The sequence below is a fragment of the Rhizobium sp. L1K21 genome, assembly GCF_024055895.1.
Classification (GTDB): Bacteria; Pseudomonadota; Alphaproteobacteria; order Rhizobiales; family Rhizobiaceae; genus Ensifer_A.
This window is the reverse complement of sequence record NZ_JAMXLE010000001.1, coordinates 2477416-2502618: the sequence shown is the minus strand read 5'-3', so window position 1 is coordinate 2502618 and position 25203 is coordinate 2477416. Positions and strand designations below refer to the sequence as shown.

The following is a 25203-nucleotide window of genomic DNA, read 5'->3' as shown; positions in this document are numbered from 1 at the left end:
GGCGCGCCGGTCAAACCGGTGTGTGTGGTCCGCTGAAGAAAAAGGTGTTTGCCGAACGTGGCTGCACAAAGCGGAACAAACTTGATAAGAAACCAACGTTGAGGCGTCGAATCCTGATAAGACGCCACGCGAAATGCAGGATTGAGACAGGGAGAAGGCGAGGCGCATGGTGGTTCAGTACGAACGGCCCTATTCCTATGCGGCGCATTGGGCGCGCAGGATTGCCTATTTTTCGTTCCTGCTTGCACTGGCTGCCTGGCTCGGACACCGGTTCGGCCCGGTCAACACGCCTGAATTTATAATCATTTCCGTTGTCAGCGTAGCTGTTTCGGCCGTTGCGCTGCTGCTGGCGTTCATCGGCTTTTCAAGCCTTTGGCGGGTGGGTGCCAGAGGTGGCAAGGCCTCCTTTGTTGCCCTTTTGCTCACGCTTCCTGTGCTTGGCCCTGCCATTTACGGCGCCTGGCTGCTTCACGAGCATCCTGCATCCTGGGAAGTCTCGACAGACGTGATCGAAGAACCCCAATGGCTGAAGGTCCCCGATTATGATCAGATGTGGCTTGGCACACGCAAACCCCGCACCGCGGTCGAGTTGCAGGAGCAGTTTCTCTCATATCCGGCCCTGATCGGTCACCGCTATGATGGTGCTTTGGACCGCGTGGTCATCGGTGTGCGCAATGCCGCTGCTGCCGCGCGTCTCAATATCCGCATGGAGAAGCTGCCGGCAGGGTTGGGCGATCTTCCCGCCGAACCGCCGGTCACAAGCGATGAAGGCTCAGAAGCGCCCGAGGATGATTTCGTCGCGCCCATTCCCGCAGAACGGCCCGACAGAGACGTCGCCGCAGGTCCGTCCAACGAGACGTCGAATGCAAACGAGGCTTTCTTTCAAGGCGACACCACGGCCCTCTTTAGCGGCTTGCAATATGACTTTGTGATCAGGCTGCGCGAAGAAGAAGAAACCACGCTGGCCGATATCCGCGTCGCGTCCCGTTATGGCCAGACCGATATTGGTGGCAGCGCCATCGTTGCTGCCCGGTTCCTCAAGGCGCTCGACGCCGAATTGCTCGGAATTGCAGGCGATTAGGCGATTTCATACTCCGCCGAAAGCCGCGGCACGCCTTCGCACCTGACAGCCCCGCGCGTCACAAGGTCTTCCAGATGGGCAAGCACGGAAAGTGATGCCGCACCATGCAAGCGCGGATCGGTGTCGCGGTAAATCACCTTCACCATATTCGCAATGGTCCGATCCCCGGCGGCAAGTCGCTTCAAAATGGCACTTTCGCGCATGCGCCGATGGGTCTTGAGGCCGCGCAGGAATGGTTGAGGATCGTTTACTGGACCACCATGGCCCGGCAGATAGAGCCGGTCGCTCCGACCCATCAGCCGGTCCAGCGATGCCATATAGTCGGACATGGCACCATCGGGCGGTGCCACGATGGTCGTCGCCCAGGCCATCACATGATCGGCGGAAAACAGAATGTCGGTATCTTCCAGTGCAAAAGCCATGTGGTTGGCCGTGTGGCCGGGGGTGGCAATGCCGCGCAGCGCCCATCCATCGCCCTCAAGAACCACGTCATCGGACAGCACAATGTCAGGCGCAAATTCGCTGTCCGAACTTTCTGCAAAAGGGTTCGTCTCCCCCGCAAAGAGCGGCCGCGCAGGGCGATGCGGCCCTTCACCCACGATCAGCCCACCCGTTGCGGCTTTCAGCCGGCGCGAAAGGGGGGAATGGTCCTTGTGCGTGTGGCTGACGGCAATATGCGTCACCTCCCGGCCTGCAAGCGCGCGCATCAGCGCGTCAAAATGTTCATCATTGTCGGGGCCTGGATCAATGACGCAGACTGAATCCTTGCCAACAATGTAGCTATTGGTTCCGTGGAAGGTGAAGGGGCCAGGATTGCGCACGGTAATGCGTTGCACATTGTCTGCCACCATAATGGCTTGCCCATGCGCCGGCTCGAATGCGGTTTCGAATTTTGGGGTATCGTCGCTCATGCCCCCTTATACTCAATTTCGATAAAGGACATAGGCGCTTTTCCGGCGTTGACGACATTATGTTCAGCCCCGGCCTCGCGGCGATGTCTCTCTGTGCGGGCAAGCTAAGGCGAACGGGTGAATGAACGGATGAATATCCGTGAAGAATTCTGTTCAGATTGCGCAAGTTAACCGTTGCCGCGCCGCGTGCTCTTTGCTAAGAGCGCTTCGCAAGTCGCTCAGGCGACAAACGTTGGGGCGTAGCCAAGCGGTAAGGCAGCGGTTTTTGGTACCGCCATTCCCTGGTTCGAATCCAGGCGCCCCAGCCACGATCTCAAGTGTCCTTACCGGTTTGTTTTGATGATGCGGCTATCAAGACGCATCTTGCCAAGTGTTGTGACAACTGGCACTTTTCCTGCTGCGTTATTAACTGGGACAAGGGGGAGTTTCATGGCTCACAAATTCGAAATCTACAAGGACAAAGCTGGCGAATTCCGGGTGCGCTTCAAGTATAACAGCGAAGTGATGTTCTCCACGGAGGGTTATTCCAGCAAGGCCAGCGCGCAGAATGCGATCGATTCGATCAAGAAGAACGGCCCGAACGCACCCATCGAAGACAATTCTTGAGCCGGCTGCAATCCGTTTAGCCAGACTGTCAGTCCGCCGCGAGAACCGCCGGCGGGCTGGTGCTCTAACTGCGCCCAAAGAGCTTTTCGATATCGCTGAGTTTCAACTCGATATAGGTCGGTCGCCCGTGGTTGCACTGGCCCGATCCGGGCGTGGCCTCCATCTGGCGCAGAAGCGCATTCATCTCTTCCAGCTTGAGCCGGCGGCCGGAGCGCACCGAGCCGTGACAGGCCATGGTCGCGGCCAGATATTCCAATCTCTTTGAGAGCGCTGAAGCCGTGTCCCATTCTGCAATTTCATCGGCCAGCTGGCGTATCAATCCATTCGCATCAATCTCGCCCAGCATCGCCGGCGTTTCGCGAACGGCAATGGCACCGGGCCCGAACCGCTCGTAAGTCAGCCCGAATTGCTCAAGCGCCTCGGCATGCTCCATCAGCCGGTCGCAATCTTCTTCTGGCAGATCGACAATCTCTGGAATGAGCAAAACCTGCGAGGGAATGCGCTTTTCGTTCATCGCCTTGCGCATGGCTTCAAAGACAAGCCGCTCATGCGCCGCATGCTGGTCCACGATCACCAGCCCATCGCCAGTCTGCGCCACGATATAGTTTTCGTGCAGCTGCGCGCGCACGGCACCCAGGTTCATGCCCGTGGGGGAGGGCGTTGTTGGCACTTCTGTCTGCGGAATGTCCTCCGCGCGTGCGGATGGTGCTGAAAACGCAGCAAAAGGAGCCTGTGCTTCCGTGACCGGCTCGTCGAAGGACGGTTGCGAATAAGGCCGGTAAGGCGATGTTTGCGGCGACCAGTGCGGCGCAGTCGCGCGTGGTGAAAAGCCGGGGCGGAACGCGCTCATCATCGCAGATGCGGCACTGGTCGATGCGCGCGAGCCCTCGCGTGCCAGCGCTTCGCGGATCGCGCCGATCATCAAGCCGCGAATATGGCCGGGATCGCGAAAACGCACATCCGATTTTGCCGGATGAACATTCACATCCACAAGGGCCGGATCGATGGTGATGGACAAGACGGCGACCGGATAGCGCCCCGAGGGCACGGTCTCGGCATAGGCGGCCCTGAGTGCCGACATGATCTGTTTGTCCTGCACCGGCCTGCCGTTGACGAAGGCATATTGATGCGCCGCGTTGCCGCGGTTGAATGTAGGAATCCCCGCATAACCGCTGAGTGTTACATCATCGCGCTCGGCATTGATTTCGATGGCATTTTCACGAAATTCACGGCCCAGAATTTGCGCAATACGTGCCAGATGATCATCCCCCGTTGCGGGAAGATCAAGCGTATTGCGGTCTGATCCCGAAAGCACGAAATGCACATGCGGAAAGGCAATGGCCATACGCCGGACGACCTCGGTGATGGCTGCATTTTCGGCCTTCTCGGATTTCAAAAACTTCAGCCGCGCCGGCGTTGCGAAAAACAGGTCGCGGACCTCAACGCGTGTTCCGGGATTGGTTCCTGCCGGGCGGATGGGTGTCAGCTTGCCGCCATTGACTGAAATTTCAGCGCCATCGGCATCGCGCATGCGGCTGGTAATCGTCAGCTTCGCCACCGAACCGATGGAGGGCAGAGCTTCGCCGCGAAAGCCGAGCGTGCGGATATCATCGAGCCCGCTATCGAGCTTGGATGTGCAGTGGCGGCGCACGGCAAGTGCAAGGTCAGCGGAGTTCATGCCGCTGCCGTTGTCAATCACGCGCAGCAGGCTCTTGCCGCCGCCAGACGTGGCAATTTCAATGCGCGTCGCACCGGCATCAATCGCGTTTTCAATCAGTTCTTTGGCAGCACTTGCCGGACGTTCGATAACCTCGCCTGCGGCGATCTGGTTGATCAGCGTTTCGGGCAGTTCCTTGATCGGCATATTTATCGGCCTGTTGCTGCAGCATCTCAACCGCAATGAGCAAATTTGCAAGGCGAATGCAAATCGCACGCACGGTTATCAGCATGTTTTCAGGTGCAGAAACAAAAATGCAAATAATTGTCACGTTTAAGCGGCCATTAATGTTCTGCTGCCATTTTCGGTCCTGGCTTGGAATGAAATCAGGTCTCATTCATGTGCGGTCCGCCGCAACGGTGTGCAACCTTTAGCCAGAAGCACGCTTGTTTTGATGAGCTACGGCCTGTTCCATATGCTGCTCTGGCATGACATTTGTATTTTCGTGTCGTCGCGCAGATTTTTGCGGGAGCCAGTGTATGGAAAATGTTGCGTCGCTTGACGTCGACATCCTGAAGGCGGTGATTAACACGTCCTGCGATGCATTCGACCAGGCGGTGTTGGTCTACGACCGCAACGACGCGATCATTTTCGCCAGCAAGCAGATCCTGCGTTTCTTTCCCGTCGATCCCGATGATCTGATGCCGGGAACCGCCATGCGTCATTTGTTGGGTGCAATTTTCGACAGCACCGAGCGCTATCACGACAAGACTGTGCATGTTTCCCGTGAAGACTGGATTGCCCATAGGCTGGCAACGCAATGGAACGAAAAATTCGACAGCGTTTCCCGCTATGGCGCCGACCGCTGGCTTCTTTCAAAGGGCGGTCGTGCAGCCAACGGTATCGGCATTACCGTCCTACAGGATATCTCGGATGCCAAGCGTAGAGAACGAAAGTGGCAGGCGGACATGGACCGCATGGCCTCTGTCGAGGCGCTTCTCGACGACATGCCGTTTCCGCTTTTCATCAAAGATCAGGACCTTGCCTTTATCGGTGTGAACAAGGCCTTCTGCAATCTTTATGGTATCCGGGCCGAAGACGTTTTGGGCCGCACAGTTTGGGACCTGACCGATGGCGCACTGGCGGCCTGTCTGGAAGCCTCGAACCGGAAGGTGATGGAAACCGGAGAGCCGAGCCATATCTTCGAAGAAAAGAAGATGCCGAACGGCGGTCATTGCAAGTTTATCCGTCACGAATTCCGGGTCGGCAAGCCGGAAAACTACCTGCTGATCACGATACTGGACGATGTGACCATGGTTCTCGAGAATGCCATGGAAATGCAGAGCTTCGAGCCGAAGGCTGATGACGCCGAACGTCCTTCGGGCGATGACTTCGAAGCCGCCGGAAAAGAGGCGGGTCCGGCTGCAACAGAAAACGCGACGCGCGACGCTGTGCGCATCCTTCTGGTCTGCGAAGACAAGGATTTCACCGCTCTTTGCACAGAAACGCTTCAGCAATATGATTTTGATGCCTGCGCGGTCATCTCACTGGAAGAAGAAAAGGCTTTTCTGGCAGAGGCAGAGCGATTTTCCTTGTTGCCGCATATTGTTTTGGTGGACGAAAGCTTTGGCGAGGCTCCAGGGGAGATCGCCGCCGAGCACGGCGTTATCGCCATGGCGTTCAACACAGGAAGACCAGTCCATTTTCTCGTCGGTGATATTCTGGCAAACCTTCCGAAATCGGCGGGTGGCCAGATGGAAGAGCCAAGGCCGGGCGATGACGAAGCAATCTTTGCGCCGGCCGGACTGCCGCTCTTCGATGGCCCTGATGATCTACCCATCTACCGCTACAGCGACGTCGAGGTTCTCGTCGTTGAAGACAATCCGGTCAATCAGCAAGCCTTTTCCAGTATTCTCGATGGTCTCGGTATTCATTACCGCATTGCCGCCTCGGGCGAAGATGCGATCGCCATGTTCGAGGAATTGCGTCCCAAACTCGTCTTCCTGGATGTGACGCTGCCGGGGATAAGCGCCTACGAAACCGCCCAGCATATCGCTCTCTTTGATGTGGACAGGCCAACCAGAACACCTGTCGTTGGCGTTCTCACCCATGAGGATGCGGCTGAGGAAGCCGCCTGTGTGGACGCAGGCATGTCAAGCTGCATTGTCAAGCCCATCAGCACAGAAGCTCTGGAGCTTGTTTATTATCGCCACGTCGAAGGTCGCCCGAAGGGCGGGGCAAAAACAAAAGCCAGGTTGCCCTGATTTTGTTTGCCAGAGCGCGCTTCTGCAACCTCGCAGTATTTTCGCTCACCGAACGCTTGAAAGAGCAAGTGCCGCAAGCGCAGGCGACATAGGTTCGTGCAAAGCCACTTGCCACCAGCCTGTAGAATTTAACCAGTAAATTTTGATAGTCTCTCTGTGCGAAAATATTAACAAGTCCAACGTATTGTCTCCGAGAATAAACGCATTCTGCAATAAGGTCGCGTGGGGACTGCGGCCGGAAAGCCAAAAATATCCGTGCAAGCGGAGTAACAGGGCAGAAAGAGTTTGAATGGCGGCGGTGGAAAAACTTGGGGAACCGAGCATAAGTGAGATTGAGTCTATGGCTTATACTGACCCTTTGACGGGTTTGGGTAATCGCTACAGACTTCGTGACAAAGTCAGAACATTGGCTGCCGAACGCGCCGATGATCCGGCACCCTTTACTGTCGGCATTGTCAACCTCGACGGATTCAAACCGATCAACGATCTTTTTGGAATTGCTGCGGGCGATGAAATCCTCTGCCAGGTGGCGCACCGGCTGAAAGCCTGCATGCCCACCGGCGCCACTGTCACACGCCATTCCGGCGATGAGTTTGCCTTCGTACTGCCGCTTCTCTTTGAGCGCACCGGCGCTGAACGTGTTGGCGCGATGTTCAAGGAGGTGCTGTCCGCGCCCTATGATCTCGGAGACCGGCATGTGCGCCTTTCCGCCTCCTTCGGTTTTGCCATTTTCCCTTTCGCCGGCGAAGATTTCGATGACCTGATGAAGAGCGCGGAAACGGCGCTCTATCGCTCCAAGCGCCGCGGCACGGGCAAGGTCACCGTCTATTCCAGCGAAATCGCGCAGGAGATGCGCCGAGCGACGCAAATCGAACAGGCGCTGCGAAATGCCATTATCTCCGACAATATCGAGGTCTATTTCCAGCCGATCGTCAGCTTGAGTGATGACCGCACGGTGGGTTTTGAGGCTCTGGCACGCTGGAACGACCCCGATCTCGGCTTTGTTTCACCGGCCGTCTTTGTTCCCATTGCTGAAGAGCGCGGTTTCATTGACGCGCTGACGGAAGCACTTCTGCGTCGTGCAGCGCAGATGGCCGCCACCTGGCCGAGAGAACTTTTCCTCTCTTTCAATCTCTCATCGGCGCAGTTGACCGACCGTCGGACCAGCCAGATTGTCCGCAGCATCATCAGCAAAGCCGGGCTCGAGCCGGAGAGGCTGGAACTGGAAATCACCGAAACCGCGGTAATGGCCGACGCCGAAATGGCCCAGCAGATCGTGACCGATCTGCGTGAAGCCGGAATCCGCATTGCTCTCGACGATTTCGGCACCGGCCAGTCGAGTCTGGGCCGGTTACGCGACTTCACCTTCGACAAGGTCAAGATCGATCGGGCATTCGTTTGCCGTATTGCCGACGACGAGGCTTCCGAGCACATTATTCGCGCGATCGTGACCATGTGTCAGGGCCTGAACCTGGAAGTTGTTGCCGAAGGTATTGAAGACTTTTCCGAAGCCCTGAAACTCAAGGCACTCGGCTGCGGCATGGGGCAGGGCTATTTTTATGGCCGTCCGATGGACTGCGACGCCACGCAGAAATACCTCGATGAGAAATATCTGAGTTCTGCTGCCGAATAGGGCGTGCTGCTCAAAGTTTTCAAAGCGTCAGGACTTTGGTCTGCAGGCAGACCACAAAAAAAACGCCGCAACAGAGTGCGGCGCATTTTGTCAGTTCATATCACGTCATTCATTGCTTCTTGTGGGAAGCGGCGTCTTTCTCATCGATTGCGTCCTGATGATACCAGCTGTCGGTATCCACGAGGCTGTCAAGCTCACCCCGTTCCAGCGCATCCAGTTCGCGCATTGCGGCTGAACGCACAATCCGGTTAACGGGAAAGGCGTAGATCTTGGCGCTACTTCTTTGATGATCCAATTTCATAATCATCACCTTTCGTTAGAATTGCTGTTTACTTGGACATGGAGAATAACGCATTTCGCCACCATTTGCACCAAGAATGTCCGAAAAATGATGAAATAAATAGCTTATGCCTATTTTGTGTGCACAAATATGCGGCAATTCGCAGCCATTGCCCGGCTGCACTTTTTTGAATCAGCTTCTGGGCATTTTAAATTGGTGGCCGCCTGAAGGGTGAAATCAAGCTGTTGCCGGGAATCGCCAAAAAAATGCGCATTCTTCCGCAAAAAAATCAGTACGCCTCAAAAACTGGCACGCTCTATGCATAGTAGTTGCCGGATTGGGTGTTCGAATGACTCTTTCGCCCTTAACCGTTTGACCCGTTGTCAAATACCATTGTTAAATATGAGAGACACGCAATGACGAAATTTAAGCTCGAGTATATCTGGCTCGATGGCTACAAGCCGGTGCCGAACCTTCGCGGCAAGACACAGGTGAAGGAATTCACGACATTTCCGACGCTGGAAGAGCTTCCGCTTTGGGGCTTCGATGGTTCGTCCACACAGCAGGCTGAAGGCAGCAGCTCCGATTGCGTTCTGAAGCCGGTTGCTTGCTACCCGGACCCGGACCGCAAGAACGGCGTTCTGGTCATGTGCGAAGTCATGATGCCCGACGGCGTCACGCCGCACCCGTCGAACACGCGTGCCACCATCCTGGACGATGATGATGCATGGTTCGGCTTCGAGCAGGAATACTTCTTCTATCAGGACGGCCGCCCGCTCGGTTTCCCGGCACAGGGTTACCCCGAGCCGCAGGGCCGTTACTACACCGGCGTTGGCTACTCCGCTGTTGGCGACATCGCGCGCCAGATCGTTGAAGAGCACCTCGACCAGTGCCTGGAAGCCGGCATCAACCACGAAGGCATCAACGCTGAAGTGGCCAAGGGTCAGTGGGAATTCCAGATTTTCGGCAAGGGCTCTGCCAAGGCTGCCGACCAGATCTGGATGGCACGCTACCTGCTTCTCCGCATCTGCGAAAAGTACGGCATTGATGTTGAATGGCACTGCAAGCCGCTCGGCGACACCGACTGGAACGGCTCGGGCATGCACTGCAACTTCTCCACCAAGTACATGCGCGAAGTTGGCGGCAAGGCTTATTTCGAAGCCCTCATGGACGCATTTGCCAAGAACTGGAAAGAGCACATCGACGTTTACGGCCCGGACAACCACCTGCGTCTGACCGGCAAGCACGAAACGGCACCGTGGAACAAGTTCTCCTGGGGCGTTGCCGACCGTGGCGCATCGATCCGCGTTCCGCATTCCTTCGTCAAGAACGACTACAAGGGCTACCTTGAAGATCGTCGTCCGAACTCCCAAGGCGACCCCTATGCGATTGCCTCGCGCGTTCTGGCAACAATTGCAGAAGTTCCGCTCAAGTCGGAAGCTGCTGCCTGAAGCATTTCCAGCCGAAGCCTTTTTGCTTCGGCCTCGGACAATGCGGCAAAGAACATTAAGAGCGTTTCAAGCAAAACGGTTTCCACCGGAAACGCTCTTGGAGTTTCATGAAGCAAAGAATATTTCCCAAAAAAATATTCGAATGGCCGGGGCGGTTTACCGCCCCGGTTTCGTTTTATGGATCTGATCGATATCCGCTTGTAATCAGGATCAGCATACTCTGTCTCTAGAGCTTGAAGTCTGGCTCGAGCCGGCCGTTTACCGCCACCCCGAGTTCGAATGTAAAGCCAGCCTGCGGCTCTGCGGCGAGCTGTTCGGCGCTCATGTCTTCCTTTGCGCTCGTCACCAGCAGCCGGTCCGCGTTGGGTCCTATGAATGCCGGGCAGCTGGTCTGCGATGTCGGCAGCTTGTATGCTGCGGTCTTGATCCCTGATGGGTCGTAGACCTGAACCTCGCCGACTCCCCAGCGCGCGTTCCAGATATTGCCGTCAGCATCGCAAACCGAGCCATCACAACCGCCGGGGTTTTGGCGCTCATCGGAAAAGACCTGAGGTGCACCGGCAGGCAGTCCTGTTTTCGGGTCCAGCGCCACTTTCTTGAGGACGTTTTCCACCGTATCGACAAAATAGCCGGTCGATCCATCTGGCGAAAAGCAGATGCCATTGGGAATGGAAATGCCGGAATAGAGTTTCGTCACCTTTGTGCCGGCCACGTGGTAGATGGAGCCGGCCCCTTCACGCCCGTCACCCGTCTTGGTCATCGTGCCGAACCACAAGGCGCCGGAAGGATGCACGCGTCCGTCGTTGGAGCGCATATGCGCCTCGTCCTTTTCGATTGCCACGGCAAGCTCCATGGCACCGCTTTCAACATCGCGGATATAAATGCCATGCTCGGAAACAACCGCCTGGCGCTTGTCATCGATGCGCGCCAGAACCGAGCACATGGCGGGCAGGGCGTGAACCTGCTTTTCGCCGCTCGAAAGGTTCAGTTCGTGCAACTCCTTGTGCACGATGTTGAACCAGAAGGCCGTATTGCGCACCGGGTCGTATGAGGGGCCTTCGCCCAGTTCCAAACCCGTTTCACAAAGCGCGCGGCCCTTAAATTCGTGTGTCTTGATCATCTTTTCTCGCCATTCTCATGTTGTTTTTCTCAGCAAACCCCGCCATCGACGACGATCGACTGCGCCGTGATGGCCGCCGATGCCGATGAAGCCAGAAACAGGCATGGACCAACCATATCCTCCGCGCTCAGGCTTCGCTTGATACATTGTTTGCCAATAAAGTCGTTGATCGAATCATCCGTCAACCAAAGTTCTCTCTGCCGCTCCGTCACCACCATGCCCGGCAAAAGCGCATTCACGCGCACATTATCCGGCCCGTAACGCCCGGCCAATGTTCGTGTCAGCCCTATGATCGCAGCCTTGGCCGTTCCATATGCTGGCACCGTTCCCATGTTCAGAAGAAACGCAATCGACGAAAAATTGATGACAGAACCTCTGCCGCTCGCAATCAGATGGGGCATGGCAGCCTGCGTGACAAACATCACCGGATCGAGATTGACTGCCAATGAAGCGCGCCATTCATCTTCGCTCAGACTATCCGCATCGTGCCGGTCGTCGCGGGCAGCATTGTTGACCAGAACCTGAATGCCGCCAAGCGCCTCTGCCGCATCTTGCACGGCAGCCTTGGATGCGCCGACATCCGACAGATCCGCATGAACGAAAATAGGCGGATGTTTTGCCTCGGGGAACGCTGTGGAAAGGGCAGTTCCGGCTGTTTGATCAATATCGATAAATGCAACCCGCGCACCTTGGGCGCAAAATCCGGCAACCAAGGCAGCGCCAATACCGGAGGCCCCGCCGGTGATCAGCACTGGCGCATCTTGAAGACAGGTGAAGTGAGCATGTGGTTGTGTCATGGAGCCTCCAGCTCACGCTTATAGTCCCGGTTTCCGGGTGTGAAAAGCGTGCCTTTGGTTCTTTAAAAAGTGCGCAGAAAATTGTGCACTGCTCAATTTTGTTGCATTGCACAAAATTTCACATTAGTTGTTGTTTCAACATGGCCTCAAGTGACCTGACAATATTGGTTATCGACGAAAACAAGCTGCGCGCATCCGTCATTGAGGCGGGATTGCGCGAGGCAGGGCACGCGCGCGTTACGATATTGCACGAGGTCTATGGCGCGGCGCGGCGAATAGAAGCGCTGCAGCCGGATGTGATCGTGATCGATCTCGAAAGCCCCAACCGCGACATGCTGGAAGCCATGTTCCAGCTTTCCCGCACGGTCAAGCGCCCCATTGCCATGTTCGTCGACAAGTCGGATCAGCGCTCCATTGAGGAAGCGGTGGAAGCAGGCGTCTCAGCCTATGTGGTTGATGGCCTGAAGCAGGAACGCGTCAAGACCATTCTCGATATGGCTGTGAGCCGTTTCAACGCCTATTCACGCATGGAGCGCGAGCTGGCCGAGGCCAGAAGCGAACTGGAAAACCGCAAGGTCATCGACCGCGCCAAGGGCATATTGATGAAAACGCGCGGCCTGAGCGAAGATGCAGCTTATAAATTGATGCGCAAGACAGCGATGAACCAGAACAGAAAAGTGGCTGAGATTGCCCAAAGCCTCGTTATGGCAGCGGGTTTGCTGGGAGATGAACTATGAGCGGCACAGGCGAAATCGTAGCGGGCTTCATGCCTCTCTCCGACAGCGCTATTCTTGTTGCCGCCGCAGAGCTTGGCTTTGCCGAAAACGAAAACTTGAAACTCACCCTGGTGCGCGAAACCTCGTGGGCCAATATCCGCGACCGTGTGGCGGTGGGGCATTTTCAGGCCGCGCACATGCTCGCCCCCATGCCCATTGCGTCCAATCTCGGACTGTCTCCCTTGCCCGTTCCCATCGTCGTGCCGCTGGCCGTCGGCCTCGGCGGCAATGCCGTGACGGTATCGTCGGCTCTGTTTGAGAAAATGTCGGCCGTCAGCCATGTCTCCGTTCTCGATGCGGCAGGCCGGGGGAGGGCGCTGGCGGACGTGATTGCTGCACGCAAAGCTTCCGGCGAGCCCATGTTGCGTTTTGCGGTCGTGCATCCGTTTTCTGCGCATAATTACGAGTTGCGCTATTGGCTGGCAGCCAGCGGCATCCACCCGGAAAAGGACGTTGAAATCATCGTCGTCCCGCCCTCCTTCATGGCTGATGCTCTGAAGGCCGGCGTCATTGACGGTTATTGCGTGGGCGAACCGTGGAACAGTGTGGCCGTTGCTGAAGGAACCGGCCATTTCGCCACGGTGAAGGCTGCCATCTGGAAGCTGAGCCCGGAAAAGGTTTTGGGCCTGAAAAAGGATTGGGCCGAAAAGAACGAGGAAGCGCTGCATGCGCTGTTGCGCGCCATGTATCACGCAGCCGTCTGGTGCCAGGAGCCCGCAAACCGTTTCCAGCTCGCCCGTCTTCTGTCAAAGCGCCAATATCTGGGATTGCGGGAAGACGTGATCCTGCCGGCCCTGGAGGGCAAGTTGCAGATCGGCGGCGGTGAATCTGCCGACATTCCCAACTTCTTCGTCCCGGCCGCTCACCACGCGACCTTTCCCTGGAAGAGCCATGCGCTCTGGTTCTACAGCCAGATGGTGCGCTGGGGCCATGCCGATGGTTCGCCAACCAATCAGGCTCTGGCCCGCAATTCCTACCGGCCCGACATCTATCGCGCCGCCCTGCAGCCGCTGGATATCCCGCTGCCCGAAGCGGATATGAAATCCGAAGAGAGCGACGGCGTCAGCGCCTTTTTCGATGGCGCACAATTCGACCCCGAAAACCCGCTTGCCTGATCAATGATCAAGGGCAGAGTTTGTTTAAAAACTAAGCGAAGCATAAAATTTAATCAGTATGGCTGATTGCATGTTGTGCGGTCGCTTTTGTCAGTCTGTGTTTCAAGATATTGAAATATATGAATAAATATCACTATCTCAAAATTGGCACGCTTCCTGCATTCTTTAATTACAAGTCCAGAGGGGACTTTAAATAAAGCATCCAACGAAGGGTGCACAAAGGCAAAGCCGCCAGACGCTCCGGGAGTACACCCAAAGGGAAGTACGCCGGAACCGTCTGGCGGCTTTTTATTTGTGCATCCTCCACGCGTGACGATCCGAACGGACCTGCTTCCGTTCGCAACTGGAGAAAGCGAACATGAAGATTGCCAAGAGAACATTCCTGAAGTCCGCCTCGGCGCTGGGCCTTGCGCTCGCGCTTGGCTGTCCAGGTGCTGCGAGCGCCGAAATGCTCGACGTCGAAAAGGACGAGCTGAAGTTCGGCTTTATCAAGCTCACCGACATGGCGCCGCTGGCAATCGCCTATGAAAAGGGCTTCTTTGAGGATGAAGGTCTGTTCGTGACGCTGGAGCCGCAGGCCAACTGGAAGGTTCTCCTGGATCGCGTCATCATCGGCGAGCTGGACGGTGCGCATATGCTGGCGGGCCAGCCGCTGGCCGCCACCATCGGCTTCGGCACCAAGGCACATATCGTTACACCGTTTTCCATGGACCTCAACGGCAACGCCATCACGGTTTCCAATGAAATCTGGGACATGATGAAGCCGAACATTCCCGAAGAAAACGGCAAGCCGGTTCACCCCATCAAGGCCGACGCTTTGAAACCTGTGGTCGACAAGTTCAAGGCAGAGGGCAAGCCCTTCAACATGGGCATGGTGTTTCCGGTCTCCACCCACAATTACGAACTGCGTTACTGGCTGGCCTCCGGCGGCATCAATCCCGGTTATTATTCCGAGAGCGATATTTCCGGCCAGATCAAGGCCGACGCGCTTCTCTCCGTCACCCCGCCGCCGCAAATGCCGGCAACATTGGAGGCGGGAACCATCGTCGGCTATTGCGTGGGCGAACCCTGGAACCAGGCCGCCGTCTTCAAGGGCATCGGTGTTCCGGTGATCACTGACTATGAAATCTGGAAGAACAACCCGGAAAAGGTCTTCGGCCTCACCAAGGAATTCACCGAGAAATATCCCAACACCACGCTTGCGCTGACCAAGGCGCTCATCCGCGCCGCCAAATGGCTGGATGAAGACAACAATGCCAACCGCGCCGAAGCGGTGGAAATCCTCTCGCGCTCCGAATATGTGGGTGCCGACGCCGAAGTTATTGCCAATTCGATGACCGGCACTTTCGAATATGAGAAGGGCGACAAGCGCGACGTCCCGGACTTCAACACCTTCTTCCGCGAATATGCGACCTATCCCTTCTATTCCGACGCCATCTGGTATCTGACCCAGATGCGCCGCTGGGGTCAGATCCCGGAATTCAAGGATGATGCCTGGTACGCAGAAACCGCAAAATCGGTCTACCTGCCCGACATCTACATGAAGGCGGCGGAACTGGTAATCGCCGATGGCAACGCCACCAAGGAAGACTTCCCCTTCGGCTCCGATGGCTATCGCCCGCCGGTCCCGGCGTCTGATTTTATTGACGGCATTGCCTACGACGCCAAGGCACCGAACGCCTATATCGACAGCCTGCCAATCGGCCTGAAGGGCCAGCAGAAGGTCGACGGTTCTGAAATCGTCGGCGGCTGATCGGACTCAAGACTTCCGGTTCCGGCGTTGCCGGGACCGGTCCCAATCCAAGCAGAAATCAAACTGGCGGACTAAAAATCATGGCCGATGCAACCTACACAACTGGCAACGATGGTGCTGAACGCGCTGCCCGCAAGGAACGCATGTTCCAGCGGATCAACAGGGCCGCAGGCTGGTTCGATGCGCTGGGTCTGGCCTTTGTCACGCCGCTTCTGAAAATCGCTGCTGGTGACAGCGTGAGTGAGCAGCTTCATGAACTCAAACGCGTGCTGCTGATCCCGCTGATGGGCATCGCTCTCTTTATTGCTGCCTGGGGTGTTCTGGCCCCGCAGGTTCAAACCTCGCTTGGTGCGATACCGGGTCCGGTTGCCGTGGCCGAGCAGGCAGGCGTCCTCTGGCAGGATCACCTCGATGAGCGCGCGAAAGCCGCCGATTTCTATGAACGGCAGGATGAGCGAAACGCCAAGCTGATTGCCGCCGGCAAGGAAGACAAGGTCAAATACCGCACCTATACCGGCAAACCGACCTATCTCGACCAGATTGTCACCTCGCTTTTCACGGTCGGTCTCGGATTTCTCATTGCAACGGCAATCGCCGTGCCGCTCGGCATCGCCTCAGGTCTCTCCCGCACGGTTAACGGTGCCATCAATCCGCTGATCCAGATCTTCAAGCCGGTCTCACCGCTCGCATGGCTGCCGATTGTCACCATGATTGTCTCGGCGCTCTATGTGAACCCGTCTGATCTCATGCCGAAGTCGCTGGTCATCTCTGCCGTCACCGTCACGCTCTGTTCGCTGTGGCCGACACTCATCAATACGGCCCTTGGCGTTGCCTCCATCGACAAGGACCTCGTCAATGTCGGCAAGGTGCTGCAGCTTTCCACCTGGACGACCATCCGCAAGCTGGTTCTGCCGTCTGCTCTGCCGCTCATCTTCACCGGTCTGCGCCTCTCGCTGGGCGTGGGCTGGATGGTGCTGATTGCCGCTGAAATGCTGGCGCAGAATCCTGGCCTTGGAAAATTCGTCTGGGACGAGTTCCAGAACGGCTCATCGGACTCGCTTGCCCGCATCATGGTCGCTGTTTTCACCATCGGCATCATCGGCTTCATGCTCGACCGCATCATGTATGCGCTTCAGCAGGCCTTCACCTTCTCTTCGAACCGCTAGTTAAGCAGGGACTGATCCATGACCATTCTTGAACTCAGCGACGTTTCGAAAGGATTTGGCAATGGCTCAGCACGCAACGACGTGCTGACCGGCGTCAACCTGAAGGTCGAAGAGGGTGAATTCATTGCCATTGTCGGTTTCTCCGGCTCCGGCAAATCCACCCTCATTTCGCTTCTGGCAGGCCTGCAGATGCCCGACAGCGGCGTCGTGCTCTTTCGCAATGCGGAAGTGACAGGCCCCACGCCCGAACGCGGTGTGGTCTTTCAAAACTACTCGCTCATGCCATGGCTTTCGGTAAACGCCAATGTCGCGCTCGCCGTCGATAGCGTCCACAAGGGCAAGTCCAAGTCAGAACGCAAGGCGCTGGTCGAAAAATACGTCGAAATGGTCGGCCTGGCCCATGCGAGGGACCGCAAGCCAGCGGAACTGTCCGGTGGCATGCGCCAGCGTGTGGCCGTCGCCCGTGCGCTTGCCATGCAGCCCGAAGTCTTGCTGATGGACGAGCCGCTTTCGGCGCTTGACGCCCTCACGCGGTCAAAGTTGCAGGATGAATTTGCCGAAATCTCCGAAAAGGAAAAGAAAACCATCATCCTCATCACCAACGATGTGGATGAGGCGATCCTGCTGGCAGACCGGATTATTCCGCTCACCCCCGGCCCGAATGCATCGCTGGGTGAGAGTTTTGAGGTCAACATCCCGCGTCCCCGCGACCGTGGCGAAATGAACCACAATGACGAATTCATCCGCCTGCGCGGTCTCATCACTGAATATCTGATGGACCTGGGGGCCGAGCGCAATACAGGAGGTGAAAGCGGCATTGTCCTACCCAATGTCGTGCCGATCACCCAGCGCGCGGATAAACTGCCAGATGCTTATGCCAAAGCAGCCGTTTCGCCCATTGAAAAGCGCTATGTGGAATTCCACGAAGTGCGCAAAGTCTATCCCACACCCAAAGGGCCGCTCACCGTTGTCGACGGTTTCGATCTGCGGATGGACAAGGGCGAATTCATTTCCGTGATCGGCCATTCCGGCTGTGGCAAGTCGACTGTTCTTTCCATGGTCGCCGGCCTCAACCCGATCTCGTCCGGCGGCGTGGTTCTTGATGGCAAGGAAGTGTCTGGCGCCGGTCCAGACCGTGCCGTGGTTTTCCAGGCCCCCTCGCTTCTGCCCTGGTTGACTGCGCGCGAAAACGTGGCGCTCGGGGTCGACAGGGTCTATCCGGATGCCACGCCCGCCGAGCGCAAGGATGTGGTGGAATATTACCTCTCCAAGGTGGGGCTCGGTGATTCCATGCACCGCATGGCCGCCGACCTTTCCAACGGCATGAAACAGCGTGTGGGCATTGCCCGCGCCTTTGCTCTGTCTCCTAAACTGCTGCTCCTCGATGAGCCCTTCGGCATGCTCGACAGCCTCACCCGCTGGGAGCTGCAGGAAGTGCTGATGGATGTGTGGAAGCGCACGAAAGTCACCGCCATCTGCGTCACCCACGATGTGGATGAGGCAATCCTGCTTGCCGACCGGGTGGTGATGATGTCGAACGGCCCGAACGCCAAGATCGGCAATATCATGGAGGTGGACCTGCCGCGTCCGCGCAGCCGCAAGGCGTTGCTCTCCCATCCCGATTATTACGCCTACCGCGAAGAGCTTCTCGATTTTCTGGAAGCCTACGAAGGCGGCGCAAACCCCGATCCCGAAACGCTTGAAGCCATTCGCAACAAGCGGACCGCCCGTATCGCCGCAAAAGCGGCAAACCACCCTCAATTCGCTGCGGAGTAAGACCCATGACACAAAAGCTTGTCATCATCGGTAACGGCATGGCCCCGGGGCGCATGTTGGAACACCTCTTCGAAACCGATCCGAACGCCTATGAGGTGACGATCTTCAACGCCGAGCCGCGGGTGAACTACAATCGCCTCAACCTCTCCTATGTGCTGGCGGGTGAAAAGACCTATGAGGACATCATCACCCATAGCGATGACTGGTATGCCGAACACGGCATCACGCTGCACAAGGGTGCCAAGGTTTCGCAAATTGAACGTGACGCCAAGACGGTGACCTCGGAAAACGGCATCACAGCTTCCTACGACAAGCTGGTGATCGCCACCGGTTCCTCGCCCTTCATCATTCCAGTCCCCGGTCACGAACTGCCGGGCGTCATGGTCTATCGCGATCTCGATGACGTGGAAAAGATGATGGAGGTTTCAAAGGGCAAAGGCAAAGCAGTGGTGATCGGGGGAGGGCTCTTGGGCCTTGAGGCAGCGGCGGGCCTCAAGGAACAGGGTATGGACGTCACCGTCCTCCACCTGATGCCGACCCTGATGGAGCGCCAGCTCGATCCGGCTGCTGCTTATCTTCTCGAACGCGCTATTGAACAACGCGGCATCAAGGTCATGACCAAGGCTAACACCCACGCTATTCTGGGCGTCGACAAGGTGGAAGCTGTGAAGCTCGATGACGGTACGATATTGGACGCCGATATCGTCGTCATGGCCGTTGGCATCCGCCCATCCACGCAGCTTGCCAAGGAGATCGGTCTTGATGTCGGTCGCGGCATTCTTGTTGACGATGTCATGCGCACCTCCGACCCGGATATCTACGCGCTCGGCGAATGCGTTGAACACCGCAACATGGTCTATGGTCTTGTCGCGCCCCTTTATGAAATGGGCAAGGTGCTGGCCGATCACCTGACCGGCGGTGCCGCCGAATATGCAGGTTCGGTCACCAACACGAAGCTGAAAGTGTCCGGCATCAATCTCTTCTCCGGCGGAGATTTCGCCGAAGGCGATGACCGCGAGGAAATCGTCCTGCGCGATGCGGTCGCCGGTGTCTACAAACGCCTGATCCTGAAGGACAACAGGATCATCGGTATCGTGCTCTACGGTGAAACATCCGACGGCGCCTGGTTCTTCGACATGCTGAAGAAAGGCACCGACATTTCCGAAATGCGTGAAACGCTGATTTTCGGCCAGGCCTATCAGGGCGGTTCGCCGCTGGACCCTACGGCGGCCGTTGCAGCCTTGCCGGATGATGCAGACATTTGTGACTGCAACGGCGTCTGCAAGTCCCAGATCGTGGATGCGATCAAGGGAAAAGGCCTCACCACATTCGATGAAGTCAAAGCCCACACGAAAGCTTCGAATTCCTGCGGCACATGCGCCGGTCTCGTGCAGCAGGTCATGCAGCTCACATTGGGCGATGCATTCAATGCCGATGCGATTACCCCCATGTGCGGCTGCACCGATCTTGGCCACAATGAAGTGCGCCACCTGATCGTCACCAAGGGACTGAAATCCATTCCCGCGGTTATGCAGGAGCTCGAATGGAAAACCTCCTGCGGCTGCGCCAAATGTCGCCCGGCGCTGAACTATTACCTCGTCTGCGACTTCCCGGATGAATATGCCGACGATTATCAGTCGCGCTTCATCAATGAGCGTGTCCACGCCAATATCCAGAAGGACGGCACATATTCTGTCGTACCGCGCATGTGGGGCGGTGTGACCTCTTCCGATGAGCTGCGCGCCATTGCCGATGTGGTCGACAAGTTCAAGATCCCGACCGTGAAGGTCACCGGCGGTCAGCGCATTGATATGCTCGGCATCAAAAAGGAAGACCTTCCGTATGTCTGGGCCGATCTCGGCAAGGCGGGCTTCGTCTCCGGTCATGCCTATGCCAAGGGCTTGCGCACGGTCAAAACCTGCGTCGGCACGGATTGGTGCCGCTTCGGCACGCAGGATTCCACCGGCCTCGGCATCAAGCTCGAAAAGTTCATGTGGGGCTCCTGGACACCCGCCAAGGTCAAGCTCGCAGTCTCCGGCTGCCCGCGAAACTGTGCGGAAGCCACCTGCAAGGATATCGGCGTCGTCTGCGTGGATTCCGGCTACGAAATCCATTTTGCCGGCGCGGCTGGTCTGGAAATCAAAGGCACGGAAGTGCTCTGCCGCGTGAAAACCGAGGAAGAGGCGATGGAATACATCGTCGCGCTCACGCAGATGTATCGCGAGCAGGCCCATTATCTGGAGCGCATCTACAAATGGGCGAAACGCATCGGCTATGACGAAATCCGCAAGGCCATCGTTGATGATGCAGCCAAGCGCGCGGCCTACTACGACCGCTTCGTCTTCTCCCAGAAATTCGCACAGGTCGATCCCTGGTCGGAACGCGTTTCCGGCAAGGACAAGCACGAGTTCAACCCGATGGCCACTGTCGGCTTCCCCCAGGCCGCAGAATAAGGAGATCAGATCATGGAATGGTTCGAAATCGGTCACATCGACGATATCCCGCTTCGTGGCGCACGCTGTGTCATGACGCCGCAAGGCAAGATCGCCATCTTCCGCACCGCGGATAACGAAGTGCACGCCATCGAGGACATGTGCCCGCATAAGAAAGGCCCGCTCTCTCAGGGCATCGTGCACGATGCATCGGTCACATGCCCGCTGCACAATTGGGTGATTTCGCTGGAAACAGGTCAAGCCAGAGGAGCGGACGAAGGTTCGGTCAAGACATTTCCGCTGCGGGTGGAGAATGGAATGATCTTCATGTTGCTCGGTGAAGAAGCATTGGTGGCTGCGGAGTAAAGGCATGGTCGGGTGTCAACGAGCGCCCTTCTCCCCTTGGGGAGAAGGTGCCCCGAAGGGGCGGATGAGGGGTTCCCAAAATGCGACCGCGGTGAGAACCCCTCATCGCCTCGTTTCACTCGGCACTTCTCCCCAAGGGGAGAAGAGGGGCGTGCAAACATGACCACCGAAACCAGGACCACCTGTCCCTATTGCGGCGTCGGCTGCGGCGTCATAGCCACCAGGCACGATGACGGCTCCGTCACCGTCAAAGGCGACCCGGATCACCCGTCCAACTATGGCCGTCTCTGCTCCAAGGGCTCAGCGCTTGGCGAAACGCTCGATATGGACGGACGGCTTCTCTATCCGGAAATCAACGGCGATCGCGCAAGCTGGGATAGCGCGCTTGATATCGTCGCCGAAAAATTCCTCTCCAGCATCCGCGAACACGGCCCGGATTCGGTCGCCTTCTACCTCTCCGGTCAGAGCCTGACGGAAGATTATTACGTTGCCAACAAGCTGATGAAAGGCTTCATCGGTTCGGCCAATGTCGATACCAATTCGCGACTCTGCATGGCCTCCTCCGTTGCAGGCCACCGCCGTGCTTTCGGGTCCGACACCGTTCCCGGCATCTACGAAGATCTCGAGCTTGCCGATCTCATTGTGCTCACCGGCTCCAATCTCGCCTGGTGCCACCCGGTCATTTACCAGCGCATTGCAGCCGCCAAGACCGCGCGGCCACATATGAAGATCGTGGTGATTGATCCGCGCCGCACCATGACCTGCGATATTGCTGATATGCATTTGGGCATCAAGCCGGATGCCGATGTTGCCCTCTTCAATGGGCTTCTTGCTCATCTGGCCCGTTCGCCAGCGTTCAACGCTGCCTATGTCGCGGCTTACACCGAAGGTTTTGACGACGCGCTGGCTGCGGCAAAAGAGCAAAACGCTACCACATTGTCTTCTATCACCGGTCTTTCCTGGGAGGAGCTGACGGCCTTTTTCGAACTCTTTGAGCGCACGGAAAAGGTCGTCACCTGCTATTCGCAAGGCGTCAACCAGTCGATGAGCGGCACCGACAAGGTCAACGCCATCATCAACTGCCATTTCGCCACGGGCCGCATCGGCAGGCCGGGCATGGGGCCGTTCTCGCTGACCGGCCAGCCCAATGCAATGGGCGGACGGGAGGTGGGCGGCCTTGCCAATATGCTAGCCGCGCATCTGGCGCTGGAAAACGAAGATCATCGCAGACTGGTTCAGGATTTCTGGAAAGCGCCGGTCATGGCCACGCGCGCAGGCCTCAAGGCCGTCGATATGTTCCAGGCGGTTGCCGATGGCCGCATCAAGGCGCTCTGGATCATGTCCACCAACCCGGTCGTTTCTCTGCCCGAGGCCGACAATGTGAAGGCAGCACTTGCAGCCTGCCCCTTCGTCGTGGTCTCCGATATCCAGAAAAATACTGATACGGCGGCATTTGCCGACGTTCTTTTGCCCGCGCTTGGTTGGGGCGAGAAAGATGGCACGGTCACCAATTCCGAACGCCGCATTTCCCGCCAGCGTGCGTTTCTGGCAGAACCGGGCGAGGCCATGGCCGATTGGCGGCAATTGGCCGAAGTCGGCAGGCGTATAGGCTTTGAAAGCGCCTTCGCCTGGGAAGACGCCTCAGAGGTTTTCAGCGAACATGCCGCCCTTTCAGCCTTGGAAAACAATGGCACCCGCGATTTCGACATCGGCGCACATGCGGCAATCTCCAAAAATGGTTTCGACGCACTCACGCCCTTCCAATGGCCGCAACCGGCAAACAAGCCGCCCGTCGAAACCCGCTTTTTTGCAGAAGGTGGCTTCTACACGCCAAACCGCAAGGGCCGCTTCATCGCCGTGCGCCAACAGGCTCATGAAATCGAGCCTGCTTATCCCTTCACGCTGAACACGGGCCGCATTCGCGACCAGTGGCACACCATGACCCGCACGGGGAAATCGGCCCGCTTGTCGCAACACATTGCCGAGCCATTCTGCGAGATCAATCCGGCGGATGCGGCTGAGCTTGGCGTTGCGCCCGCAAGTCTCGTGAAGATCGAAAGCCCCCATGGCACAAACATCGTGCGGGCCTTGGTGACACCCCGCCAGCGGCGCGGCTCTATCTTCATGCCCATGCACTGGACCGCCCAATTCGCATCGAGCGCGCGTGCCGATGTGCTGGTGAAAGCCAAGGTCGACCCGCATTCCGGCCAACCAGCATTGAAGCAGGCTGGCGTTTCCCTCAAGCCGTTCGCTGCGGGAGCATACGGCTTCGCCGTCACCGCGGAAAAGCCGGAGCATCTGGAAAACGTGCCATACTGGGCGCTTGCCAGAGCAGACAGCGGCTGGCGCATTGAACTCGGCTTTGACGAGCCTGTGGAGGATTGGGGCGCATGGTGCCGCAATGCTTTCGGCCTGTCCGGCGACGCCGAAATCATCGGCTACACGGATCGCCAAAAAGGCGTCGCGCGTCTTGCCTTCTTCGAGGGTGAAAAGCTGCTTGCAGCACTTTATGTCGCCACCGAACCTGTCGAAGTCTCGCGAAACTGGGCCGTCGCGCAGTTGGGCAAACACCATGGCAACACGCGCACCCGCTTCGCAATTGCCGCGGGCCGTCCGGGTCAAGACCAGCCGGACCCCGGTGCCATCGTCTGCTCGTGTTTTTCCATCGGCATCAACCAGATCACCAGCGCCATAGAGGCCGGTCATGCAACGGTCGAAGCCATCGGCGAATGCACGAAAGCCGGCACCAATTGCGGCTCCTGCCGTTCCGAAATCAGGGGGATGATCCATGAACACCGCCTTCCAGCAGCCGCAGAATAACAGGCCCGCTCGCCGGGTCGCCCGCATGGAGCCGCTCGCCAAGCTGCCCGTCTTCTGGGATTTGAACGGCAAGCCGGCTCTGATCGCCGGGGCCACGGACGCCGTTGCCTGGAAAGCAGAGCTTCTGGCGGCATGCGGCGCAGCGGTTCATGTTTACCTGGGCGACGAAAAGCCGACGCAAGAGCTTTCGTCCATTGATGGAAATCAAGGCAATATCGTTCTGGTGCAGGAAGATTGGCATGTGGCAGACCTGAGCGCCTTCGCAATGGCTTTAGCCGATTGCGCAGACGATCTGGAGGCGCGGGCATTCTACGAGGCTGCCCGCGCCGCCGGTGTCCCGGTCAACGTTATCGACAAGCCGGAATTCTGCCAGTTTCAATTCGGTTCTATCGTCAATCGCTCGCCCGTTGTGATCGCGATTTCCACCGATGGCGCTGCCCCCATTCTGGCGCAGGCGATCCGCCGGCGCATCGAAACGCTGCTTCCACCGGCGCTCAAAGGTTGGGCCGAGCTTGCCCGCAAGTTGCGCGGTGAGGTGACGGATCGGCTGGGGGCAGGCACGCCAAGGCGCCTTTTCTGGGAGCGTTTCGTCGACATGGCCTTTAAAGGCAACAACCAGCCCGACGAAGCCGACGAGCGCACGCTCATTGAAAGCATCGACAAGATTTCGGCCTTGGGCGAAAGCCTGGCAGGCAGCGTCACCTATGTTGGGGCAGGTCCGGGCGATGCCGAGATGTTGACACTGAAGGCTGTGCGTGCGTTGCAATCGGCAGACGTTATTCTCTATGAGGGTGGCGTGACAGCAGACGTGCTCGAACTTGCCCGCCGCGAAGCCAAGCGCCTCTTCGTCAGCGAATGCGGGGAAGGGGAAAATGCGGTTTCCAACGCGACCATCTCGCTCGTGCGCGCAGGCAAGCGTGTGGTGCGTCTGGTATCAGGAGATGCATCCCCGACACGGGAAATCGAGCGTGAAATGCAGGCTCTTGCCCGCCTTGGAGTTAACGCAAGCGTCGTTCGTGGCGTCAGTGCAGCGTCAGACAATTGGCAGGCAGAGCACGCTTTGCCGCAAAGGGGCAAGGCCTCGGCCTGACAGTTGACCGCGTTGGGTTCACTTCGGAAGAGATCGAAGCTCATCTATGTAGTCAGCCTTGATTTTGACGCCTGCATACATAGATTGCGCGCAAGCGCAAAAACCTGAA

At 57.5% G+C, this 25203-nt stretch carries 19 protein-coding genes, 1 tRNA gene and 1 pseudogene; 15 read left to right on the top strand and 6 right to left on the bottom strand.

Translation table 11 applies throughout. The features are described 5' to 3' along the window. The first annotated feature begins 166 nt into the window (after positions 1-166). The gene (locus NHF56_RS12100) at positions 167-1081 is read left to right on the top strand and encodes a DUF1499 domain-containing protein (protein WP_252804619.1); all 915 of its coding nucleotides are present in this window, start codon (positions 167-169) and stop codon (positions 1079-1081) included. Here NHF56_RS12100 and NHF56_RS12095 read toward each other — a convergent pair. Together NHF56_RS12095 and NHF56_RS12090 are read right to left on the bottom strand one after the other, a co-directional pair. Then, entirely contained in the window at positions 1078-1992 is a 915-nt protein-coding gene (locus NHF56_RS12095; RefSeq protein ID WP_252804618.1) for an MBL fold metallo-hydrolase, read from the bottom strand. The two genes, NHF56_RS12100 and NHF56_RS12095, sit on opposite strands and share 4 nt — an antisense overlap. Then, positions 1989-2075 (bottom strand): annotated as a pseudogene (locus NHF56_RS12090) (cupin); the annotation flags it as partial. The gene NHF56_RS12095 and the pseudogene NHF56_RS12090, both read right to left, overlap by 4 nt. Before the next feature lie 150 nt (positions 2076-2225). Here NHF56_RS12090 and NHF56_RS12085 point away from each other — a divergent pair. After that, positions 2226-2300, top strand: a tRNA-Gln gene (locus tag NHF56_RS12085). A gap of 121 nt (positions 2301-2421) precedes the next feature. Then, positions 2422-2598, top strand: a complete 177-nt coding sequence (locus NHF56_RS12080) for a YegP family protein (protein ID WP_252804616.1) — start codon at positions 2422-2424, stop codon at positions 2596-2598. Positions 2599-2662: 64 nt separating this feature from the next. Here NHF56_RS12080 and mutL read toward each other — a convergent pair whose 3' ends face one another. Beyond that, the gene (gene mutL, locus NHF56_RS12075; RefSeq protein ID WP_252804614.1) at positions 2663-4462 is read right to left on the bottom strand and encodes a DNA mismatch repair endonuclease MutL; all 1800 of its coding nucleotides are present in this window, start codon (positions 4460-4462) and stop codon (positions 2663-2665) included. A gap of 332 nt (positions 4463-4794) precedes the next feature. Here mutL and NHF56_RS12070 point away from each other — a divergent pair, with 332 nt between their 5' ends. Together NHF56_RS12070 and NHF56_RS12065 are read left to right on the top strand one after the other, a co-directional pair. Further along, positions 4795-6519, top strand: coding sequence for a response regulator (locus NHF56_RS12070; RefSeq protein WP_252804610.1), 1725 nt, complete (start codon positions 4795-4797; stop codon positions 6517-6519). 340 nt (positions 6520-6859) lie between these two features. Then, the gene (locus NHF56_RS12065; protein WP_252804608.1) at positions 6860-8152 is read left to right on the top strand and encodes a bifunctional diguanylate cyclase/phosphodiesterase; all 1293 of its coding nucleotides are present in this window, start codon (positions 6860-6862) and stop codon (positions 8150-8152) included. A gap of 109 nt (positions 8153-8261) precedes the next feature. Here NHF56_RS12065 and NHF56_RS12060 read toward each other — a convergent pair whose 3' ends face one another. Then, positions 8262-8453: a DUF2735 domain-containing protein gene (locus NHF56_RS12060; RefSeq protein ID WP_252804606.1), complete on the bottom strand. Its 192-nt coding sequence runs from the start codon at positions 8451-8453 to the stop codon at positions 8262-8264. Positions 8454-8848: 395 nt separating this feature from the next. Between NHF56_RS12060 and NHF56_RS12055 the strand changes: the two genes are divergently transcribed. Further along, entirely contained in the window at positions 8849-9883 is a 1035-nt protein-coding gene (locus tag NHF56_RS12055; RefSeq protein WP_252804604.1) for a glutamine synthetase beta-grasp domain-containing protein, read from the top strand. Between the two features lie 226 nt (positions 9884-10109). Here NHF56_RS12055 and NHF56_RS12050 read toward each other — a convergent pair whose 3' ends face one another. Both NHF56_RS12050 and NHF56_RS12045 read right to left on the bottom strand, forming a co-directional pair. After that, entirely contained in the window at positions 10110-11003 is an 894-nt protein-coding gene (locus NHF56_RS12050; protein WP_252804602.1) for an SMP-30/gluconolactonase/LRE family protein, read from the bottom strand. Between the two features lie 29 nt (positions 11004-11032). After that, positions 11033-11800, bottom strand: coding sequence for an SDR family NAD(P)-dependent oxidoreductase (locus tag NHF56_RS12045; RefSeq protein WP_252804600.1), 768 nt, complete (start codon positions 11798-11800; stop codon positions 11033-11035). Between the two features lie 140 nt (positions 11801-11940). Here NHF56_RS12045 and NHF56_RS12040 point away from each other — a divergent pair, with 140 nt between their 5' ends. The 9 genes from NHF56_RS12040 (at position 11941) to NHF56_RS12000 (ending at position 25094) form a co-directional block, all read left to right on the top strand. Continuing rightward, complete coding sequence (locus tag NHF56_RS12040) at positions 11941-12537, top strand: ANTAR domain-containing response regulator (RefSeq protein WP_252804598.1); 597 nt, start codon at positions 11941-11943, stop codon at positions 12535-12537. After that, positions 12534-13691 carry a CmpA/NrtA family ABC transporter substrate-binding protein gene (locus tag NHF56_RS12035; RefSeq protein ID WP_252804597.1) on the top strand — a complete coding sequence of 386 codons (1158 nt, stop codon included), beginning with the start codon at positions 12534-12536 and terminating at the stop codon, positions 13689-13691. The genes NHF56_RS12040 and NHF56_RS12035 overlap by 4 nt, the downstream gene beginning before the upstream one ends. A 358-nt stretch (positions 13692-14049) precedes the next feature. Continuing rightward, positions 14050-15444 (top strand): CmpA/NrtA family ABC transporter substrate-binding protein, encoded by a 1395-nt coding sequence (locus NHF56_RS12030; protein WP_252804595.1) that lies wholly within the window; start codon positions 14050-14052, stop codon positions 15442-15444. Positions 15445-15524: 80 nt separating this feature from the next. Continuing rightward, positions 15525-16610 (top strand): ABC transporter permease, encoded by a 1086-nt coding sequence (locus NHF56_RS12025; RefSeq protein WP_252804593.1) that lies wholly within the window; start codon positions 15525-15527, stop codon positions 16608-16610. 18 nt (positions 16611-16628) lie between these two features. Continuing rightward, a complete protein-coding gene (locus NHF56_RS12020) occupies positions 16629-18386 on the top strand; it encodes an ABC transporter ATP-binding protein (RefSeq protein WP_252804591.1) in 1758 nt (585 codons plus the stop codon). A gap of 5 nt (positions 18387-18391) precedes the next feature. Next, the gene (gene nirB / locus NHF56_RS12015; RefSeq protein WP_252804589.1) at positions 18392-20839 is read left to right on the top strand and encodes a nitrite reductase large subunit NirB; all 2448 of its coding nucleotides are present in this window, start codon (positions 18392-18394) and stop codon (positions 20837-20839) included. 12 nt (positions 20840-20851) lie between these two features. Further along, on the top strand, positions 20852-21184 hold the full coding sequence (gene nirD, locus NHF56_RS12010; RefSeq protein ID WP_252804587.1) for a nitrite reductase small subunit NirD: 333 nt from the start codon (positions 20852-20854) through the stop codon (positions 21182-21184). Positions 21185-21343: 159 nt separating this feature from the next. After that, positions 21344-24004 (top strand): nitrate reductase, encoded by a 2661-nt coding sequence (locus tag NHF56_RS12005; RefSeq protein WP_252804585.1) that lies wholly within the window; start codon positions 21344-21346, stop codon positions 24002-24004. Further along, on the top strand, positions 23973-25094 hold the full coding sequence (locus tag NHF56_RS12000; protein WP_252804583.1) for a siroheme synthase: 1122 nt from the start codon (positions 23973-23975) through the stop codon (positions 25092-25094). Before NHF56_RS12005 ends, NHF56_RS12000 begins: the two co-directional genes overlap by 32 nt. The last annotated feature ends 109 nt before the right edge of the window (positions 25095-25203 follow it).

Excerpts from the sequence above, each read along its gene's own strand:
- NHF56_RS12100 (WP_252804619.1), top strand. The coding sequence starts at position 167 with ATGGTGGTTCAGTACGAACGGCCCTATTCCTATGCGGCGCATTGGGCG.
- NHF56_RS12095 (WP_252804618.1), bottom strand. The coding sequence starts at position 1,992 with ATGAGCGACGATACCCCAAAATTCGAAACCGCATTCGAGCCGGCGCAT.
- NHF56_RS12080 (WP_252804616.1), top strand. The coding sequence starts at position 2,422 with ATGGCTCACAAATTCGAAATCTACAAGGACAAAGCTGGCGAATTCCGG.
- mutL (WP_252804614.1), bottom strand. The coding sequence starts at position 4,462 with ATGCCGATCAAGGAACTGCCCGAAACGCTGATCAACCAGATCGCCGCA.
- NHF56_RS12070 (WP_252804610.1), top strand. The coding sequence starts at position 4,795 with ATGGAAAATGTTGCGTCGCTTGACGTCGACATCCTGAAGGCGGTGATT.
- NHF56_RS12065 (WP_252804608.1), top strand. The coding sequence starts at position 6,860 with ATGGCTTATACTGACCCTTTGACGGGTTTGGGTAATCGCTACAGACTT.
- NHF56_RS12060 (WP_252804606.1), bottom strand. The coding sequence starts at position 8,453 with ATGAAATTGGATCATCAAAGAAGTAGCGCCAAGATCTACGCCTTTCCC.
- NHF56_RS12055 (WP_252804604.1), top strand. The coding sequence starts at position 8,849 with ATGACGAAATTTAAGCTCGAGTATATCTGGCTCGATGGCTACAAGCCG.
- NHF56_RS12050 (WP_252804602.1), bottom strand. The coding sequence starts at position 11,003 with ATGATCAAGACACACGAATTTAAGGGCCGCGCGCTTTGTGAAACGGGT.
- NHF56_RS12045 (WP_252804600.1), bottom strand. The coding sequence starts at position 11,800 with ATGACACAACCACATGCTCACTTCACCTGTCTTCAAGATGCGCCAGTG.
- NHF56_RS12040 (WP_252804598.1), top strand. The coding sequence starts at position 11,941 with ATGGCCTCAAGTGACCTGACAATATTGGTTATCGACGAAAACAAGCTG.
- NHF56_RS12035 (WP_252804597.1), top strand. The coding sequence starts at position 12,534 with ATGAGCGGCACAGGCGAAATCGTAGCGGGCTTCATGCCTCTCTCCGAC.
- NHF56_RS12030 (WP_252804595.1), top strand. The coding sequence starts at position 14,050 with ATGAAGATTGCCAAGAGAACATTCCTGAAGTCCGCCTCGGCGCTGGGC.
- NHF56_RS12025 (WP_252804593.1), top strand. The coding sequence starts at position 15,525 with ATGGCCGATGCAACCTACACAACTGGCAACGATGGTGCTGAACGCGCT.
- NHF56_RS12020 (WP_252804591.1), top strand. The coding sequence starts at position 16,629 with ATGACCATTCTTGAACTCAGCGACGTTTCGAAAGGATTTGGCAATGGC.
- nirB (WP_252804589.1), top strand. The coding sequence starts at position 18,392 with ATGACACAAAAGCTTGTCATCATCGGTAACGGCATGGCCCCGGGGCGC.
- nirD (WP_252804587.1), top strand. The coding sequence starts at position 20,852 with ATGGAATGGTTCGAAATCGGTCACATCGACGATATCCCGCTTCGTGGC.
- NHF56_RS12005 (WP_252804585.1), top strand. The coding sequence starts at position 21,344 with ATGACCACCGAAACCAGGACCACCTGTCCCTATTGCGGCGTCGGCTGC.
- NHF56_RS12000 (WP_252804583.1), top strand. The coding sequence starts at position 23,973 with ATGAACACCGCCTTCCAGCAGCCGCAGAATAACAGGCCCGCTCGCCGG.